Origin of the sequence: Shewanella livingstonensis (genome assembly GCF_003855395.1) — a bacterium.
In the GTDB taxonomy this organism is placed as follows: Bacteria; Pseudomonadota; Gammaproteobacteria; order Enterobacterales; family Shewanellaceae; genus Shewanella; species Shewanella livingstonensis.
In genome coordinates this window covers 413565-430410 of record NZ_CP034015.1, presented here as the reverse complement: position 1 = coordinate 430410, position 16846 = coordinate 413565, and the positions used below count along the sequence as shown (strand labels likewise).

Annotated in this window: 22 protein-coding genes; all 22 read right to left on the bottom strand. The window is 44.5% G+C overall.

Annotated features, from left to right (window positions below; all coding sequences use genetic code 11):
- Positions 1-9: 9 nt before the first annotated feature.
- The 22 genes from rplF to rpoC all read right to left on the bottom strand — a co-directional run bounded on the left by rplF (position 10) and on the right by rpoC (position 16769).
- Positions 10-543, bottom strand: coding sequence for a 50S ribosomal protein L6 (gene rplF / locus EGC82_RS02005; protein ID WP_124729281.1), 534 nt, complete (start codon positions 541-543; stop codon positions 10-12).
- A gap of 10 nt (positions 544-553) precedes the next feature.
- Complete coding sequence (gene rpsH, locus EGC82_RS02000; RefSeq protein ID WP_124017686.1) at positions 554-946, bottom strand: 30S ribosomal protein S8; 393 nt, start codon at positions 944-946, stop codon at positions 554-556.
- A gap of 24 nt (positions 947-970) precedes the next feature.
- Positions 971-1276 (bottom strand): 30S ribosomal protein S14, encoded by a 306-nt coding sequence (gene rpsN, locus EGC82_RS01995; RefSeq protein ID WP_124729280.1) that lies wholly within the window; start codon positions 1274-1276, stop codon positions 971-973.
- Positions 1277-1286: 10 nt separating this feature from the next.
- The gene (gene rplE, locus EGC82_RS01990; protein WP_011635651.1) at positions 1287-1826 is read right to left on the bottom strand and encodes a 50S ribosomal protein L5; all 540 of its coding nucleotides are present in this window, start codon (positions 1824-1826) and stop codon (positions 1287-1289) included.
- A gap of 13 nt (positions 1827-1839) precedes the next feature.
- The gene (gene rplX, locus EGC82_RS01985) at positions 1840-2154 is read right to left on the bottom strand and encodes a 50S ribosomal protein L24 (protein WP_124729279.1); all 315 of its coding nucleotides are present in this window, start codon (positions 2152-2154) and stop codon (positions 1840-1842) included.
- Positions 2155-2164: 10 nt separating this feature from the next.
- Positions 2165-2533, bottom strand: coding sequence for a 50S ribosomal protein L14 (rplN, locus tag EGC82_RS01980; protein ID WP_011635649.1), 369 nt, complete (start codon positions 2531-2533; stop codon positions 2165-2167).
- A 178-nt stretch (positions 2534-2711) separates the two neighbouring features.
- Positions 2712-2960, bottom strand: a complete 249-nt coding sequence (rpsQ, locus tag EGC82_RS01975) for a 30S ribosomal protein S17 (protein WP_124017688.1) — start codon at positions 2958-2960, stop codon at positions 2712-2714.
- Positions 2960-3151, bottom strand: a complete 192-nt coding sequence (gene rpmC, locus EGC82_RS01970; protein WP_006083592.1) for a 50S ribosomal protein L29 — start codon at positions 3149-3151, stop codon at positions 2960-2962. Before rpmC ends, rpsQ begins: the two co-directional genes overlap by 1 nt.
- On the bottom strand, positions 3151-3561 hold the full coding sequence (gene rplP / locus EGC82_RS01965) for a 50S ribosomal protein L16 (RefSeq protein WP_011635646.1): 411 nt from the start codon (positions 3559-3561) through the stop codon (positions 3151-3153). Before rplP ends, rpmC begins: the two co-directional genes overlap by 1 nt.
- A gap of 11 nt (positions 3562-3572) precedes the next feature.
- On the bottom strand, positions 3573-4262 hold the full coding sequence (gene rpsC / locus EGC82_RS01960) for a 30S ribosomal protein S3 (protein WP_124013991.1): 690 nt from the start codon (positions 4260-4262) through the stop codon (positions 3573-3575).
- A gap of 12 nt (positions 4263-4274) precedes the next feature.
- Positions 4275-4607: a 50S ribosomal protein L22 gene (gene rplV / locus EGC82_RS01955; protein ID WP_124729278.1), complete on the bottom strand. Its 333-nt coding sequence runs from the start codon at positions 4605-4607 to the stop codon at positions 4275-4277.
- A gap of 15 nt (positions 4608-4622) precedes the next feature.
- Positions 4623-4901 (bottom strand): 30S ribosomal protein S19, encoded by a 279-nt coding sequence (rpsS, locus tag EGC82_RS01950; protein WP_006083596.1) that lies wholly within the window; start codon positions 4899-4901, stop codon positions 4623-4625.
- 14 nt (positions 4902-4915) lie between these two features.
- On the bottom strand, positions 4916-5740 hold the full coding sequence (rplB, locus tag EGC82_RS01945; protein WP_124729277.1) for a 50S ribosomal protein L2: 825 nt from the start codon (positions 5738-5740) through the stop codon (positions 4916-4918).
- A gap of 16 nt (positions 5741-5756) precedes the next feature.
- The gene (gene rplW, locus EGC82_RS01940) at positions 5757-6059 is read right to left on the bottom strand and encodes a 50S ribosomal protein L23 (protein WP_124729276.1); all 303 of its coding nucleotides are present in this window, start codon (positions 6057-6059) and stop codon (positions 5757-5759) included.
- Entirely contained in the window at positions 6056-6661 is a 606-nt protein-coding gene (rplD, locus tag EGC82_RS01935; RefSeq protein WP_124729275.1) for a 50S ribosomal protein L4, read from the bottom strand. The genes rplW and rplD overlap by 4 nt, the downstream gene beginning before the upstream one ends.
- A gap of 17 nt (positions 6662-6678) precedes the next feature.
- Positions 6679-7317, bottom strand: a complete 639-nt coding sequence (gene rplC / locus EGC82_RS01930) for a 50S ribosomal protein L3 (protein WP_124729274.1) — start codon at positions 7315-7317, stop codon at positions 6679-6681.
- A 27-nt stretch (positions 7318-7344) separates the two neighbouring features.
- On the bottom strand, positions 7345-7656 hold the full coding sequence (gene rpsJ, locus EGC82_RS01925) for a 30S ribosomal protein S10 (RefSeq protein WP_124729273.1): 312 nt from the start codon (positions 7654-7656) through the stop codon (positions 7345-7347).
- Positions 7657-8008: 352 nt separating this feature from the next.
- The gene (tuf, locus tag EGC82_RS01920) at positions 8009-9193 is read right to left on the bottom strand and encodes an elongation factor Tu (RefSeq protein ID WP_124729272.1); all 1185 of its coding nucleotides are present in this window, start codon (positions 9191-9193) and stop codon (positions 8009-8011) included.
- 69 nt (positions 9194-9262) lie between these two features.
- Positions 9263-11359, bottom strand: a complete 2097-nt coding sequence (fusA, locus tag EGC82_RS01915) for an elongation factor G (RefSeq protein WP_124729271.1) — start codon at positions 11357-11359, stop codon at positions 9263-9265.
- Positions 11360-11438: 79 nt separating this feature from the next.
- A complete protein-coding gene (rpsG, locus tag EGC82_RS01910) occupies positions 11439-11909 on the bottom strand; it encodes a 30S ribosomal protein S7 (protein ID WP_124729270.1) in 471 nt (156 codons plus the stop codon).
- An 82-nt stretch (positions 11910-11991) separates the two neighbouring features.
- Positions 11992-12366, bottom strand: coding sequence for a 30S ribosomal protein S12 (rpsL, locus tag EGC82_RS01905; protein ID WP_011635635.1), 375 nt, complete (start codon positions 12364-12366; stop codon positions 11992-11994).
- 182 nt (positions 12367-12548) lie between these two features.
- A complete protein-coding gene (gene rpoC / locus EGC82_RS01900; RefSeq protein ID WP_124729269.1) occupies positions 12549-16769 on the bottom strand; it encodes a DNA-directed RNA polymerase subunit beta' in 4221 nt (1406 codons plus the stop codon).
- Between the last annotated feature and the right edge of the window lie 77 nt (positions 16770-16846).

Sequence of the window (16846 nt, the reverse complement as noted above, 5' to 3'; positions counted from 1 at the left end):
TCGCGTTACCTACTTCTTCTTAGCCTCTTTACGGCGTACTACTTCGTCATCATAGCGAACACCCTTGCCTTTGTAAGGCTCTGGTGGACGATATCCGCGAATTTCAGCAGCAACCTGGCCAACAACTTGTTTATCAACGCCCGAAAGCACGATTTCAGTTTGGCTAGGACACTCTGCAGTAACGCCTGCGGGCAGTTTGTGTACTAATGGATGTGAAAAACCTAAAGTTAAATCTAAGTCACTACCTGCAATCTTTGCTCGGTAACCTACACCAACTAGTTTAAGTTTTTTCACAAAACCTTGAGATACACCAACAACCATATTGTTTACTAGTGCACGTGCAGTACCAGCCTGTGCCCAAGCGTTAGAAACGCCTTCAACAGGAAGGAACTTTACTTGTGCATCTTCGATAACAACATTTACCGCATTGTTGATTACTCGAGTCAGACTTCCTTTACTGCCTTTAACAGTTAAGGTCTGTTCGTTTAAAGTCACCTCTACGTCAGCAGGAACAGTGACTGGTGCTTTTGCAACACGAGACATTTCTAGCTCCTTACGCTACGTAGCAGATAACCTCGCCACCCGTGCCATTTTGGCGGGCGGCGCGATCAGTCATCAAGCCTTTAGAAGTGGACACAATTGCGATACCCAGACCGCCCATCACCTTTGGTAGCTCGTCTTTACCTTTGTAAATACGAAGACCAGGGCGACTTACACGCTGGATAGTCTCAACGACTGGTTTGCCTTGAAAATACTTTAACGTAATTTCTAATTCAGGCTTAGCTTCATCTGCTACGGCGTATTCAGTAATGAAACCTTCATCTTTAAGTAATTTCGCAATTGCTACTTTTAACTTAGCTGAAGGCATCTTAACAGATACGTGGTTAGCAGCTTGGCCGTTACGAATACGGGTTAACATATCCGCAATAGGATCTTGCATGCTCATATTAGCTTACTCCGTGACAAGTACTTACCAGCTGGCCTTACGCAGACCAGGAACTTCACCACGCATGGTTGCTTCACGTAATTTAATACGGCTTAAACCGAATTTACGTAGAAAACCATGTGGGCGACCAGTTTGATTACAGCGGTTGCGTTGACGCGCAGCGCTAGAATCACGTGGTAGAGCTTGTAACTTAAGTACGGCATCCCAACGTTCTTCTTCAGAAGTTGCAGGGCTGCTGATAATAGCCTTAAGTGCTAAACGCTTTTCAGCATATTTAGCTACGAGCTGCGCACGTTTTGCTTCACGTGCTTTCATAGATGTTTTTGCCATTATGCTACCCTTATTTCTTGAATGGGAAGTTAAAAGCGTCTAACAAAGCACGACCTTCTTCATCATTCTTCGCAGTAGTAGTGATAACAATATCCATACCACGAATTTTATCGATTTTATCATAATCGATTTCTGGGAAGATGATCTGCTCACGCACGCCCATTGCGTAATTACCACGGCCGTCAAACGCTTTTGCGCTTAAGCCTCGGAAATCACGAATACGTGGTATTGCAATGTCAACTAAACGCTCTAAAAATTCCCACATACGCTCTCCGCGTAGGGTAACTTTACAGCCTATAGGGTAGCCTTCACGGATTTTAAAACCAGCAACTGATTTACGAGCAACAGTTACAATTGGTTTCTGGCCAGCGATTGCAGTCATGTCACGGAGCGCATGCTCCATAACTTTCTTATCTGCAACAGCTTCGCCCACACCCATGTTTAGGGTGATTTTTTCAATCCGAGGGACTTGCATGACACTGCTGTAGCCGAACTTTTTAGCTAGTTCAGCAACTACAGTCTCTTGATATTTATCATGCAGTTTCGCCATCGTTTACTCCAAATTACTTAACGAGTTCGCTGTTCGATTTAAAGAAACGGACTTTTTTTCCGTCTTCAAATCGGAAACCAACACGATCTGCCTTGCCTGTGGCTTGGTTAAAGATCGCAACGTTTGATGTTTGAATCGGTGCTTCTTTCTCGATAACACCACCAGTCACGCCCAATTGAGGGTTTGGTTTCTGGTGCTTTTTAACAAGATTGAGGCCTTCAACAATTAACTTACCAGTAGGTAGAACTTGAGAAACCTTACCGCGGCTACCCTTGTCTTTACCTGCTAATATAATTACTTCGTCTTCACGACGGATTTTAGCTGCCATTTGAAGCTCCTTACAGTACTTCTGGTGCCAGCGAGACAATCTTCATGAATTTATCATTACGCAATTCACGTGTCACTGGGCCAAAGATACGAGTACCAATCGGTGCAAGGTTTGCGTTAAGCAATACCGCTGCATTCCGATCGAAGCGAATGACAGAACCGTCTGGACGACGTACGCCTTTCTTAGTACGGACTACCACCGCGTTATATACATCACCTTTCTTCGCTTTAGCGCGGGGAATGGCTTCTTTTACAGAAACTTTGATGATGTCGCCGATACCGGCATAACGACGATGAGAGCCACCCAAGACCTTAATACACTGAACTCTGCGTGCGCCGCTGTTACATGCGACGTCTAGAGTCGATTGCATTTGGATCATTTCAAGTGCTCCGCTATCGTTACTACACAATCCCACTATGGGAGTATATTTTTGAACCAAATTTAAGTAATAATTTACACAAATTTGGCGCGCAAGTATAACACACATTTTTGGAATGCATAGCAAAAAATACAAACGGCCCCAAATGCTGGGGCCGTTTACGTTAACCTAATCGAAATTAGGCTTTTGTTACTACTTCAGCTAGTGTCCAAGACTTAGTCTTAGATAGAGGACGACACTGGCTAATAGCCACGAAATCCCCTTCATTACACTGATTAGTTTCGTCATGTGCATGGATCTTAGTTGTACGCTTAATGTACTTCCCATAAATAGGATGTTTCACTTGGCGCTCAATAGCAACAGTAATAGACTTGTCCATTTTGTTGCTAATTACTTTACCTTGCAAAGTACGGATTTTATCAGACATTACGCACCTGCCTTAGAAGTAATAATGGTCTTAACACGTGCAATGTTACGACGCACTAGTTTCAACTGATTCGTTTGAGTCAACTGACCAGTAGCGTGTTGCATACGCAGGTTAAACTGCTCACGCAGCAGACCAAGTAATTCAGCGTTAAGTTCTTCAACGCTCTTTTCTCTTAGTTCGCTCGCTTTCATTACATCACCGTCTTAGTTACGAAGGTAGTCTTCAGAGGTAGCTTAGCAGATGCTAAAGCGAAGGCTTCACGAGCCAACGATTCAGGAACACCATCCATCTCGTAAAGAACCTTACCAGGTTGAATCTGACATACCCAGTATTCAACGTTACCTTTACCTTTACCCATACGCACTTCAAGAGGCTTAGAGGTAATTGGCTTGTCAGGGAAAACTCGAATCCAAATTTGTCCTTGACGTTTAACGTGACGTGTCATGGCACGACGTGCAGATTCAATTTGACGAGCAGTTAAACGACCACGGCCGACTGCTTTCAAACCGAAAGTACCAAAGCTAACTTCAGTACCGTTCGCTAGACCACGGTTGCGGCCTTTGAACATCTTGCGAAACTTCATACGTTTAGGTTGCAGCATAAAAGTTTCTCCTATTTACCACGAGGCTTACGCTTAGGTTGCTGCTTTGGCTCTTCAATCGCTGGAATTAAGCCGTCTAGAACTTCGCCTTTGAAGATCCAAACTTTAATACCAATCACACCGTATTGAGTGTGACTTTCAGCGGTTGAGTAGTCGATATCAGCACGTAGAGTATGCAAAGGTACGCGACCTTCACGATACCATTCTGCACGCGCGATTTCAGCGCCGCCTAAACGGCCACTCACTTGAACTTTGATACCTTGAGCACCAATGCGCATTGCGTTTTGTACTGCGCGCTTCATAGCACGACGGAACATAACACGACGCTCTAACTGCTGAGCAATAGAGTCAGCAACGAGCTTAGCGTCTAATTCAGGCTTACGAATCTCAGCGATGTTGATTTGAGCAGTAGTGCCTGTGATTTTAGACACATATGCACGTAATACTTCAACGTCTTCACCTTTCTTACCAATCACAATACCTGGACGGGCAGTGTGAATAGTAACGCGGATGCTTTTCGCTGGGCGTTCAATTACAATCTTAGATACTGATGCGGCTTTTAACTTTTCAGTTAAATATTGACGCACTTCCCAGTCGCTGTTCAGATTATTTGCATAGTCTGACTTATCTGCGTACCAGGTAGAGATCCAAGGCTTAGTGATACCCAGACGGATACCATTAGGATGTACTTTCTGTCCCATTGCTCTCTTCTCCTAGCGATCTGATACAACCACAGTAATGTGGCTGGTACGCTTCATGATACGATCAGCGCGGCCTTTAGCACGTGGCATGATACGCTTCATTGTTGGGCCTTCATCTACGAAGACGGCTCCAACTTTAAGCTCATCAATGTCAGCACCTTCGTTGTGTTCGGCGTTTGCGATAGCTGAGTCAAGTACTTTTTTAACTAGTACGGCGGCTTTCTTGGGGCTGAATGTCAAAATTTCGAGTGCCTTTGAAACAGACAATCCACGAATTTGATCAGCAACTAGACGGGCCTTCTGCGCAGACGTACGAGCAAAACGATGTTTAGCTAAAACTTCCATCTTATTCCTCCCGTATTAACGCTTCTTCGCTTTCTTATCTGCAGCATGGCCGCGATAAGTGCGAGTTGGTGAAAATTCACCAAGCTTGTGACCGATCATTTCGTCAGTTACGAACACAGGTACGTGCTGACGACCATTATGGACAGCGATGGTCAACCCAATCATATTAGGGATGATCATTGAGCGACGAGACCAAGTTTTAATTGGCTTTTTATCTCCCGCTTCCATCGCTTTCTCTACCTTCTTCAGCAAGTGCAGGTCAATGAAGGGACCTTTCTTGAGAGAACGTGGCATGGCGAATCCTCTTACTATTTATTACGACGACGTACGATGTACTTATCAGTGCGCTTGTTGCTACGAGTTTTATAACCCTTAGTCGGCACACCCCATGGACTCACTGGATGACGTCCACCAGAAGTACGGCCTTCACCACCACCATGTGGATGGTCTACTGGGTTCATTGCAACACCGCGAACTGTAGGGCGTATGCCTCTCCAGCGCTTAGCACCTGCTTTACCTAACTGGCGTAGCATGTGTTCGGCATTACCAACTTCACCAAATGTCGCGCGGCAATCTACAGGAACTTTACGCATTTCGCCAGAGCGAAGACGTAGAGTTGCATAAGCACCATCACGAGCAACAACTTGTACATAAGCACCAGCTGAACGTGCGATCTGAGCGCCTTTACCAGGCTTCATCTCAACAGCGTGTACAACACTACCTACTGGAATGTTGCGTAACGGCATAGCGTTACCAGTCTTGATGTCTGCATCCAAACCAGATTTGATTGGGTCGCCAGCTTTCATGCCTTTTGCAGCAAGAATATAACGACGTTCACCATCTGCATAAAGTACTAACGCGATGTGCGCTGTACGGTTTGGATCGTATTCAAGACGTTCAACTTTCGCAGGGATACCATCTTTGTTGCGTTTAAAGTCAACAATACGATAGTGCTGCTTATGTCCACCACCTACGTGGCGTACAGTGATACGGCCAGTATTGTTACGGCCACCACTTTTAGTTTTTTTCGCCAACAGGCCAGCAAAAGGTTTACCCTTATGCAGGTCCGTATTCACCACTTTAACTACGTGGCGACGACCTGGAGAGGTTGGCTTACACTTAATAACTGCCATGATAATTCTCCTTTGCTTATTCAGCGCCGCCGACGAAATCAATGTCAGCACCAGCAGCTAAAGTAACATAAGCTTTTTTCCAATCGCTACGACGACCTACACGGCCACCGGTACGTTTGGTTTTGCCTTTGTTAACTAAAGTGCGAACCGAATCAACTTCAACTTCAAATAGCTTCGCTACTGCAGCTTTAATCTCTGCTTTAGTTGCATCGATTGCTACGCGGAAAACTACAGTGTTGTTTTTCTCAGCAACCACAGTACTCTTTTCAGAGATGTGAGGAGCTAGAATAACTTTTAGCAAACGTTCTTCGCGGATCATGCTAGCATCTCCTCGATTTGCTTCACTGCATCAGCAGTAACAAGAACAGTGTTGAATGCAATTAGACTAACTGGGTCTAAACCCGCTACGTCACGCACATCAACCTTGTATAAGTTGCGAGCTGCTAAGAATAAATTCTCATCAACTTCTGCAGTAACAATAAGAACATCTTCTAAGTTCATTGCTTTCAATTTAGCTTTCAGCTCTTTAGTTTTAGGAGCATCAACACCAAACGATTCAACAACGACTAGACGTTCTTGACGTACCAATTCAGACAGAATGCTCTTAAGAGCACCACGGTACATTTTCTTGTTAACTTTTTGGCTGTGATCTTGAGTTTTAGCAGCGAATGTTACGCCACCTCCACGCCAGATCGGGCCTTTAACACTACCGGCACGAGCGCGGCCAGTGCCTTTCTGGCGCCAAGGCTTTTTGCCTGAGCCAGTTACTTCCGCGCGCGTCTTTTGGGCACGAGTGCCTTGACGTGCGTTTGCAGCGTAAGCTACAACTACCTGATGAACCAATGCCTCGTTAAAGTCACGGCCGAAGGTAGTTTCGGAAACTTCAAGAGCGCTCTGCGCGTCTTTCAATACCAATTCCATTACTATCTCCTCAGACCTTAAGCTTTAACTGCTGGCTTGATAATCAAGTCACCATTGGTAGCGCCTGGAACTGCGCCGCGCACTAATAACAAGTTACGCTCTGCATCAACACGTACAACGTGTAGATTTTGAGTTGTTACTTGTTCAGCACCCATATGGCCTGACATTTTCTTGCCTTTGAATACACGACCAGGCGTTTGGTTCTGACCGATAGAACCATTCGAACGGTGTGCCAAAGAGTTACCGTGAGTCATATCTTGGGTACGGAAGTTCCAACGCTTAACACCGCCTTGAAATCCTTTACCTTTTGATTGACCGGTAACGTCTACTTTCACAGTTTCTGCGAAAATATCAACATTAAGCTCAGCACCAACTTCAATGCCTTCGCCTTCACCATCTGCTAAACGCATTTCCCACAAACCACGACCGGCTTCGATGCCGCCCTTGGCAAAGTGACCTGCTTCTGCTTTAGTGATGCGATTGGCTTTTTTGGTACCAGTAGTCACTTGAAGTGCACGGTAACCGTCAGTTTCTAAAGTTTTCACTTGAGTAACTCGGTTGCCAGCTATTTCAATTACTGTTACTGGGATTGAAACACCATCTTCAGTGAAGATGCGAGTCATACCCACTTTACGACCGATAAGACCGATAGCCATCTCTCAAACCTCTTCTAAGGATCTCAATTAACCTAAGCTAATCTGAACGTCGACACCAGCCGCAAGATCTAAACGCATTAATGCGTCTACTGTCTTTTCTGTTGGCTCTACGATGTCAACTAAACGCTTGTGGGTACGAATTTCGTACTGATCACGTGCATCTTTATTAACGTGCGGAGAGATCAAAATGGTAAAACGCTCTTTGCGAGTTGGTAGTGGAATAGGACCACGTACCTGCGCGCCTGTGCGCTTAGCAGTTTCAACGATTTCCGCTGTAGACTGATCAATCAAACGATGATCGAAGCCTTTCAGACGGATACGGATTCTTTGGTTCTGCATTGACCAGAGCTCCTAAAATGGACATATAAAAAATCACCCTCTAGCATTTTCCTTTTAGGAACGCAGAGCGAGATGATTTAACCGTTCGACTCCCAATCGGAGTCGCTATGTAAATGAGTAACCAAACTGGCTAAACATTTTAATTTACGCTGACTAGTCAGCGAGTGAGCAATTATACAGATCTTCTTTCTAAGATCAAGCCCATTGTGTAAATAGTCTTCTAAAAGTCTTCTTACAATCAACTGCCGCGCATTCTACACATTTTATGTGTTAATGCTACTAATGATTGTTAATTTTTGGAAATAAAAAAGGAAGCCGAAGCTTCCTTTTTCAGTGTTCACTAAACTCGCTATTACGCGATAATTTTAGCCACAACACCTGCACCAACTGTACGGCCACCTTCACGGATAGCAAAACGTAAACCGTCGTCCATCGCGATTGGGTAAATCAAAGTAACAACCATCTTGATGTTATCACCAGGCATAACCATTTCTACGCCTTCTGGTAACTCAATTGTGCCTGTTACGTCTGTGGTACGGAAGAAGAACTGTGGGCGGTAACCTTTGAAGAATGGAGTATGACGTCCGCCTTCTTCTTTTGATAACACATACACTTCTGATTCGAATGTTGTGTGTGGGTTAATTGAACCAGGCTTAGCTAGTACTTGACCACGTTCAACGTCATCACGCTTAGTTCCGCGTAATAACACACCACAGTTTTCGCCAGCACGACCTTCGTCAAGTAGCTTGCGGAACATTTCTACACCAGTACACGTTGTTTTAGTTGTTGGACGAACACCAACAATTTCAACTTCGTCTGATATGCGAACGATACCACGTTCAACACGACCTGTTACCACTGTACCACGACCTGAAATCGAGAAAACGTCTTCGATTGGTAGTAGGAATGGCTTGTCGATGTCACGAGCTGGTTCTGGAATATAAGTATCTAGGGCTTCTGCAAGCTCAAGAATTTTAGCTTCCCACTCTGGCTGGCCTTCTAGTGCCTTAAGAGCTGAACCTTGAATTACTGGTAAATCATCACCTGGGAAGTCGTATTCTGAAAGAAGCTCACGCACTTCCATTTCTACTAATTCTAGTAATTCTTCGTCATCTACCATGTCACACTTGTTCATGAATACGATGATGAAAGGTACGCCTACTTGACGTGAAAGCAAAATGTGCTCACGAGTCTGTGGCATTGGGCCATCTGTAGCAGCAACTACTAAGATTGCGCCGTCCATTTGTGCAGCACCGGTAATCATGTTTTTAACATAATCCGCGTGACCTGGACAATCTACGTGTGCGTAGTGACGGATTGGTGTGTCATATTCGATGTGAGAAGTATTAATTGTAATACCGCGCTCACGCTCTTCTGGAGCGTTATCGATTTGTGCGAAGTTTTTAACTTCACCACCATAAGTTTTAGACAAAACGGCAGAAATTGCTGCTGTTAAAGTTGTTTTACCATGGTCAACGTGACCGATGGTGCCCACGTTTACGTGAGGCTTAATACGTTCAAATTTAGCTTTTGCCACGATATATTCCTTTCTTTTCAGAAGTGCTCGATTAATTCGAGCAATATAACATTGATGCCGTAACCAATATTAGTTACGAGATTCTATAATCGCTTTTGCAATGTTTTGCGGTGCATCAGCGTACTTCAAAAACTCCATAGAGTATGAAGCACGACCCTGAGATGCAGAGCGCAAATCAGTCGCATAACCAAACATTTCAGATAAAGGTACTACTGCGTGGACAAGTTTAACACCTGCGATGCCATCATCCATACCTTCGATTATGCCACGACGGCGGTTTAAATCACCTACAACGTCGCCCATATAATTTTCAGGTGTAGTCACTTCTACTTTCATACAAGGTTCGAGCAACACCGGAGTCGCTTCTAGCGCCCCCTGTTTAAAGCCCATAGAACCAGCAATTTTGAATGCCATTTCGTTTGAGTCCACATCATGATATGAACCATCAAACAAAGTAACTTTCACGTCAAGTACAGGATAGCCGGCTAATACGCCATTCTTCATCTGTTCTTGAATACCTTTGTCAACAGCAGGTATAAATTCTCGAGGAACTACACCACCTACTATTTCGTTGACAAATTCGTAACCGGCACCCTCTTCGAGTGGCTCAATTCTTAGCCAAACATGGCCAAATTGACCACGTCCGCCAGATTGACGTACGAACTTTCCTTCCACTTCAACTTTAGAACGAATTGTTTCTCGATAGGCAACCTGCGGTTTACCTACGTTACACTCTACACCGAACTCGCGACGCATACGGTCAACGATAATGTCTAAGTGCAATTCGCCCATACCAGATATCAGTGTTTGCGCCGATTCGTCATCAGTCTCAACTTTGAATGATGGATCTTCCGCTGCTAATTTTTGCAACGCAATCCCCATTTTATCTTGGTCAGCTTTTGAACGAGGCTCAACGGCAATGGTAATTACAGGTTCAGGGAACTCCATGCGCTCAAGAATCACTCTGTGATCGTTATCGCAAAGAGTATCACCGGTTGTTACATCTTTAAGACCGATAGCTGCCGCTATATCACCAGCACGCACTTCTTTCAGTTCTGTTCGATCGTTTGCGTGCATTTGCACAATACGACCGACTCGTTCACGCTTCTGCTTAACAGAGTTGTAAACACCAGAACCCGATTCAAGCACGCCTGAGTACACGCGAATAAAGGTCAGTGTTCCAACAAATGGATCAGTCGCAATTTTAAATGCTAACGCCGCAAAAGGGGCATTATCATCCGGTGGGCGTTTTACTTCTTTTTCGCTGTCATCAATGCCTGTAATTGCAGGAACATCATTAGGTGCGGGTAAGAAGTCAACTACCGCATCGAGTACCGCTTGCACACCTTTGTTCTTAAATGCAGAACCACAGGTAGCTAAAACGATCTCATTATTAATTGTGCGCTGGCGCAAAGCTGTTTTAATCTCTTGTTCTGATAACTCACCTTCTTCAAGGTATTTATTCATCAGTTCATCGGAGGCTTCAGCTGCTGCTTCCACGAGATACTCATGCATTTCGGCAGCTTTTGCTGCTAAATTTGCAGGAATGTCTTCATAAGTAAAAGTCATACCCTGATCTGTTTCAGACCAGTTAATAGCTTTCATCTTAATTAAATCGATAACACCCTTGAAGTTCTCTTCTGCTCCAATATTCAATTGAATAGGAACACAAGTCGCACCAAGACGGTTACGGATTTGTTTTATAACTCGATCAAAATCTGCACCTGCACGGTCCATCTTGTTAACAAATACAATACGTGGAACGTGGTATTTATCAGCTTGACGCCATACGGTTTCAGATTGTGGTTCAACGCCTGATGATCCGCAGAATACAACTACTGCACCATCAAGTACGCGCAATGAACGCTCGACTTCAATTGTGAAGTCTACGTGACCTGGGGTATCGATGATATTAATTCGGTGTTGGGCAAATTGAGCATCCATACCGCGCCAAAAGGTTGTTACTGCAGCAGAAGTGATAGTAATACCACGCTCTTGCTCCTGTACCATCCAATCTGTCGTGGCAGCGCCGTCATGCACCTCACCGATTTTATGAGACATACCGGTATAGAACAGAACACGTTCTGTTGTGGTAGTTTTACCTGCATCCACATGAGCAACAATACCGATATTACGATAATGCTCAATTGGGGTTATACGAGCCACTATTTATACCCTCTCAACTAAAACTTTTGGTTTTAGCAATATCAACAATATGGAGCGGGCCGAAGCCCGCTCCATCATATTACCAACGGTAATGGGCGAAGGCTTTGTTAGCTTCAGCCATGCGATGCACGTCTTCACGCTTCTTAACCGCAGTACCTTTGTTGTCAGACGCATCTAGCATTTCACCTGCTAGACGTAGAGCCATAGATTTTTCACCACGTTTGCGAGCAGCTTCAACTAACCAGCGCATCGCTAGTGCGTTACGACGCACAGGACGAACTTCACATGGTACTTGATAAGTAGAACCACCAACACGACGAGATTTAACTTCGACTGATGGGCGAACGTTATCAAGAGCTGCTTCAAGGATACTTAAATGATTCTCGCTTTTCTTTTCAGCGACAACATCTAGTGCCTTGTAGATAATTTTTTCTGCAGTCGACTTTTTGCCGTCTTGCATAATGACGTTGATGAACTTAGCCAACAACTCACTGTGAAACTTTGGATCTGGTAGGATTTTACGTTGTCCTACAACGCGACGTCTTGGCATATCAATTCTCCGTATGCTTCAGGTATTTCCAAAACTGGAATGTTAAATAATACTAGCTTGGCCTTACTTCTAACGGGATACGTTAAGACTTAGGACGCTTAGCACCGTATTTAGAACGGCCTTGGCGACGTGAAGTCACGCCTGCACAATCTAATGCGCCACGAACAGTGTGGTAACGCACACCAGGTAAGTCTTTAACACGACCACCACGGATTAGAATTACACTATGCTCTTGCAAGTTATGGCCTTCACCACCGATGTACGAAGTAACTTCGAAACCGTTAGTTAGACGCACACGAGCTACTTTACGTAGTGCAGAGTTTGGTTTTTTAGGTGTTGTTGTGTACACACGAGTACAAACACCACGTTTTTGTGGGCACGCATTCAACGCAGGCACATTAGTCTTTTCGACTTTTGGCGTGCGTGGCTTACGTACCAACTGGTTAACAGTTGCCATGTATAGCTCCGACAGTTGATTTAAACTCAACAATTAGGTGTGAAAAATCTATATCCCACAATGGTGGGACGCGGAATTTTAGAAAGGTAATCGCTATCTGTCAAGAAATAGCCAACTTTTCATGCAAATTCCAACAAAAAAGGCGCCATTGGCGCCTTTTTTAACAAAAAATTAACTTAATCTTAGCTGCCAGCTAAATTTAAGAGATCTGCTAGGTTCTGTTCAGCTTCACTTGCAGTGACAGTTTTAGCTTCCACTTTGCCACGAGAACTTGCTGCTTTAGCACGTTCTTCGTTACGAGTTTTGTGATAAGCATAACCTGTTCCCGCTGGGATCAAACGACCTACGATTACGTTTTCTTTCAAACCACGCAATGGATCGCTCTTACCACCAACGGCCGCTTCAGTTAACACTCGAGTGGTTTCCTGGAACGAGGCTGCAGAGATGAATGATTCGGTCGCCAAAGAAGCTTTGGTAATACCCAGTAATTCACGCTCAAACGTGGCAGGAGCTTTACCTTGAGCAACTAGCTCACGGTTAGCAATCTTCACGCGTGATACTTCTGCTTGTTCACCTGCAAGGAAATCACTATCGCCTGCTGAGCTAATTAAACACTTACGTAGCATTTGTCGAATAATAACTTCGATATGCTTGTCGTTGATCTTAACGCCCTGTAGACGGTAAACATCCTGTACTTCGTTCACAATATAGTTTGCTACGTTGTGTATACCACGAAGACGTAAGATGTCATGTGCCGCTTCTGGACCGTCAGCAATAACTTCACCACGTTCGACTTTTTCACCTTCGAACACGTTTAGGTTACGCCACTTAGGAATCATTTCTTCGTAGTGCTCACTGCCATCGGCTGGAGTAATCACTAGACGACGCTTGCCCTTTGTCTCTTTACCGAAGGAAATCGTACCAGAGATTTCTGCAAGAATTGCAGGCTCTTTTGGTTTACGAGCTTCGAATAAGTCAGCAACACGTGGCAAACCACCGGTGATATCACGAGTTTTAGACGATTCTTGTGGAATACGTGCTAATGGATCACCAACGTTGATTTTCGCGTTATCGTCTTTAGAGACAATAGCGTTACCCGGTAAGAAGTATTGAGCTGGTACTTCTGTACCAGGGATCATTAAGTCATTACCATCGGCGTCGACTAAGCGAATAGCTGGACGTAATTCTTTACCTGCTGACGTACGTGCACCTACATCGAGTACAACGACAGAAGATAAACCAGTTAACTCATCAGTTTGACGAGTCATAGTAACGCCATCGATCATATCAACGAATTTTACGCTACCGGAAACTTCAGAAATAATTGGGTGAGTATGTGGATCCCAGTTAGCGATGATTTCGCCTGCTGCAACTTCACTCTCTTCCAGTTTTTCTAATACGGTACCATAAGGCACTTTATAACGTTCTTTCTCACGACCTAACTCATCGATAATGGCAAGTTCTGATGAACGAGATACGATAACAAGCTTACCGTCAATGTTAGAAACATGCTTAGCATTGTGTAGCTTCAGAGAACCCGCGTTCTTAACTTGAACGTTGTTTTCTGCAGAAGCTCGAGATGCCGCACCACCAATGTGGAACGTACGCATGGTTAACTGAGTACCAGGTTCACCAATAGACTGCGCAGCAACAACACCAATCGCTTCACCGTGGTTAATAATATGACCACGAGCCAAGTCACGTCCGTAACACGCTGCACACACACCAAAGTCTGTGTCACAAGTAATGACTGAACGTACAATAACTTCATCGATACTGTGTTCTTCTAACGTATTACACCAAGCTTCATCAAGAAGTGTGTTGCGTGGAGCAAGCACTTCTTCTGTACCTGGCTTCATTACGTCAAGAGCAACCACACGTCCTAGAACACGTTCACGTAATGGTTCAACAACATCTCCACCTTCAATAAGCGGTTTCATTGTTAGACCATGTTCAACACCACAGTCATCTTCGATAACCACTAAGTCTTGTGCAACGTCTACTAAACGACGAGTTAGATAACCCGAGTTAGCTGTCTTCAATGCTGTATCGGCAAGACCTTTACGCGCACCGTGAGTAGAAATAAAGTACTGTAGTACGTTTAGACCTTCACGGAAGTTAGCTGTAATTGGGGTTTCGATGATTGAGCCATCAGGCTTAGCCATCAAACCACGCATACCTGCTAATTGACGGATCTGTGCAGCACTACCACGAGCGCCCGAGTCAGCCATCATATAGATACTGTTAAACGAAGCTTGTTGCTCAGGTACACCATCACGGTTAATCACTGTCTCAGTTGACAGGTTTTCCATCATCGCTTTAGATACTTTTTCGTTCGCGCTTGCCCAGATATCGATGACTTTGTTGTAACGCTCACCGGCAGTAACAAGACCTGACTGGAACTGCTCTTGAATTTCAAGCACTTCAGCTTCAGCATCAGCTACTAAGGTGTACTTCTCGTCTGGAATAACCATGTCATCGATACCAACAGAGGCACCAGAAATGGTTGCAAAACGGAAACCGGTATACATCAATTGGTCAGCAAAGATAACGGTATCTTTAAGACCTAGTTGACGATAACAAGTGTTCAACAACTTAGAGATTTGCTTCTTACCCATGTTTTGGTTAACCAAATCATATGATAAGCCTTCAGGCAAAATTAATGATAAAAGAGCACGACCAACTGTAGTATCAATGATACGAGTTGCTTTAGTTCTTTCGCCATCTTCTGCGATGTGTGTTTCGGTAATGCGCACTTTAACGCGAGCATGTAGTTCTGCAACACCTGTGGCGTAAGCTTTTTCTACTTCCGACACGTCAGCAAATGCCATACCTTCACCGCGACCGTTAATACATTCTCGGCTGGTGTAGTACAAACCTAATACAACGTCCTGAGACGGCGTAATTACTGGCTCACCGTTGGCAGGTGACAAAATGTTGTTGGTTGACATCATTAGCGCACGAGCTTCTAACTGAGCTTCAAGCGTTAATGGAACGTGAACCGCCATTTGGTCACCGTCGAAGTCGGCGTTGTATGCCGCACAAACTAACGGATGTAATTGAATTGCTTTACCTTCAATCAGAACAGGTTCAAATGCTTGAATACCTAGTCTGTGAAGTGTTGGTGCACGGTTAAGCATCACTGGATGTTCACGAATTACTTCGTCTAACACATCCCATACTTCAGCCTGTTCGCGTTCAACCATTTTCTTAGCAGCTTTAATCGTAGTCGCTAAACCACGGGCTTCTAGCTTGCCGTAAATAAATGGCTTGAATAGCTCAAGCGCCATCTTCTTAGGAAGACCACACTGATGCAGACGTAAAGTAGGACCTACGGTAATTACCGAACGACCTGAATAGTCAACACGCTTACCAAGTAAGTTCTGACGGAAACGACCTTGCTTACCCTTGATCATATCAGCAAGAGATTTAAGCGGACGCTTGTTAGAACCAGTAATAGCACGACCGCGACGACCGTTATCTAATAGCGCATCAACTGACTCTTGTAACATACGTTTTTCGTTACGTACGATAATGTCAGGCGCAGCTAAATCTAACAGACGCTTTAAGCGGTTGTTACGGTTGATCACACGACGGTATAGATCATTAAGATCAGATGTCGCGAAACGACCACCATCTAACGGCACCAATGGACGTAGATCAGGTGGAAGAACCGGTAATACTTTTAAGATCATCCACTCTGGCTTGTTACCAGATGTGAAGAATGCTTCCATCAGCTTAAGGCGTTTAGTGACCTTCTTGCGACGGGTTTCAGAGTTAATTGAAGGCAACTCTTCGCGCATTTGCTCGATCTGTTCAGCTAAGTTGATAGCTCGTAGCAATTCAAGAACCGCTTCAGCACCCATTTTAGCTTCAAACTCGTCACCGTATTCTTCTAACGCATCAAGATACGTTTCTTCGGTTAGCATTTGGCCGCGCTCAAGCGTGGTCATGCCAGGCTCGATCACAACAAATGATTCGAAATACAGTACGCGTTCTATGTCACGTAACGTCATGTCTAGCATTAAGCCAATACGTGACGGAAGTGATTTTAAGAACCAAATGTGGGCAACTGGGCTAGCCAGATCAATGTGACCCATACGCTCACGGCGCACTTTAGTCTGGGTAACTTCTACGCCACACTTTTCACAAATAACACCACGGTGCTTCAAACGTTTGTATTTACCACACAAACATTCGTAATCTTTAACTGGACCAAAGATACGCGCACAGAACAAACCTTCACGTTCAGGCTTGAATGTACGGTAGTTAATGGTTTCTGGCTTCTTTACTTCACCAAAAGACCAAGAACGGATTAGGTCTGGCGAGGCCAAACCAATTTTAATACCGTTAAATTCTTCAGTCTTACTTTGCTGCTTAAGAAACTTTAATAAGTCTTTCACGTTTCTCTCCTGAAGGAGTTAAACCAGGTGCTTTGCTGATGCAAAGCACCCTTGGTTACCAAACATTGCTTAAGTGC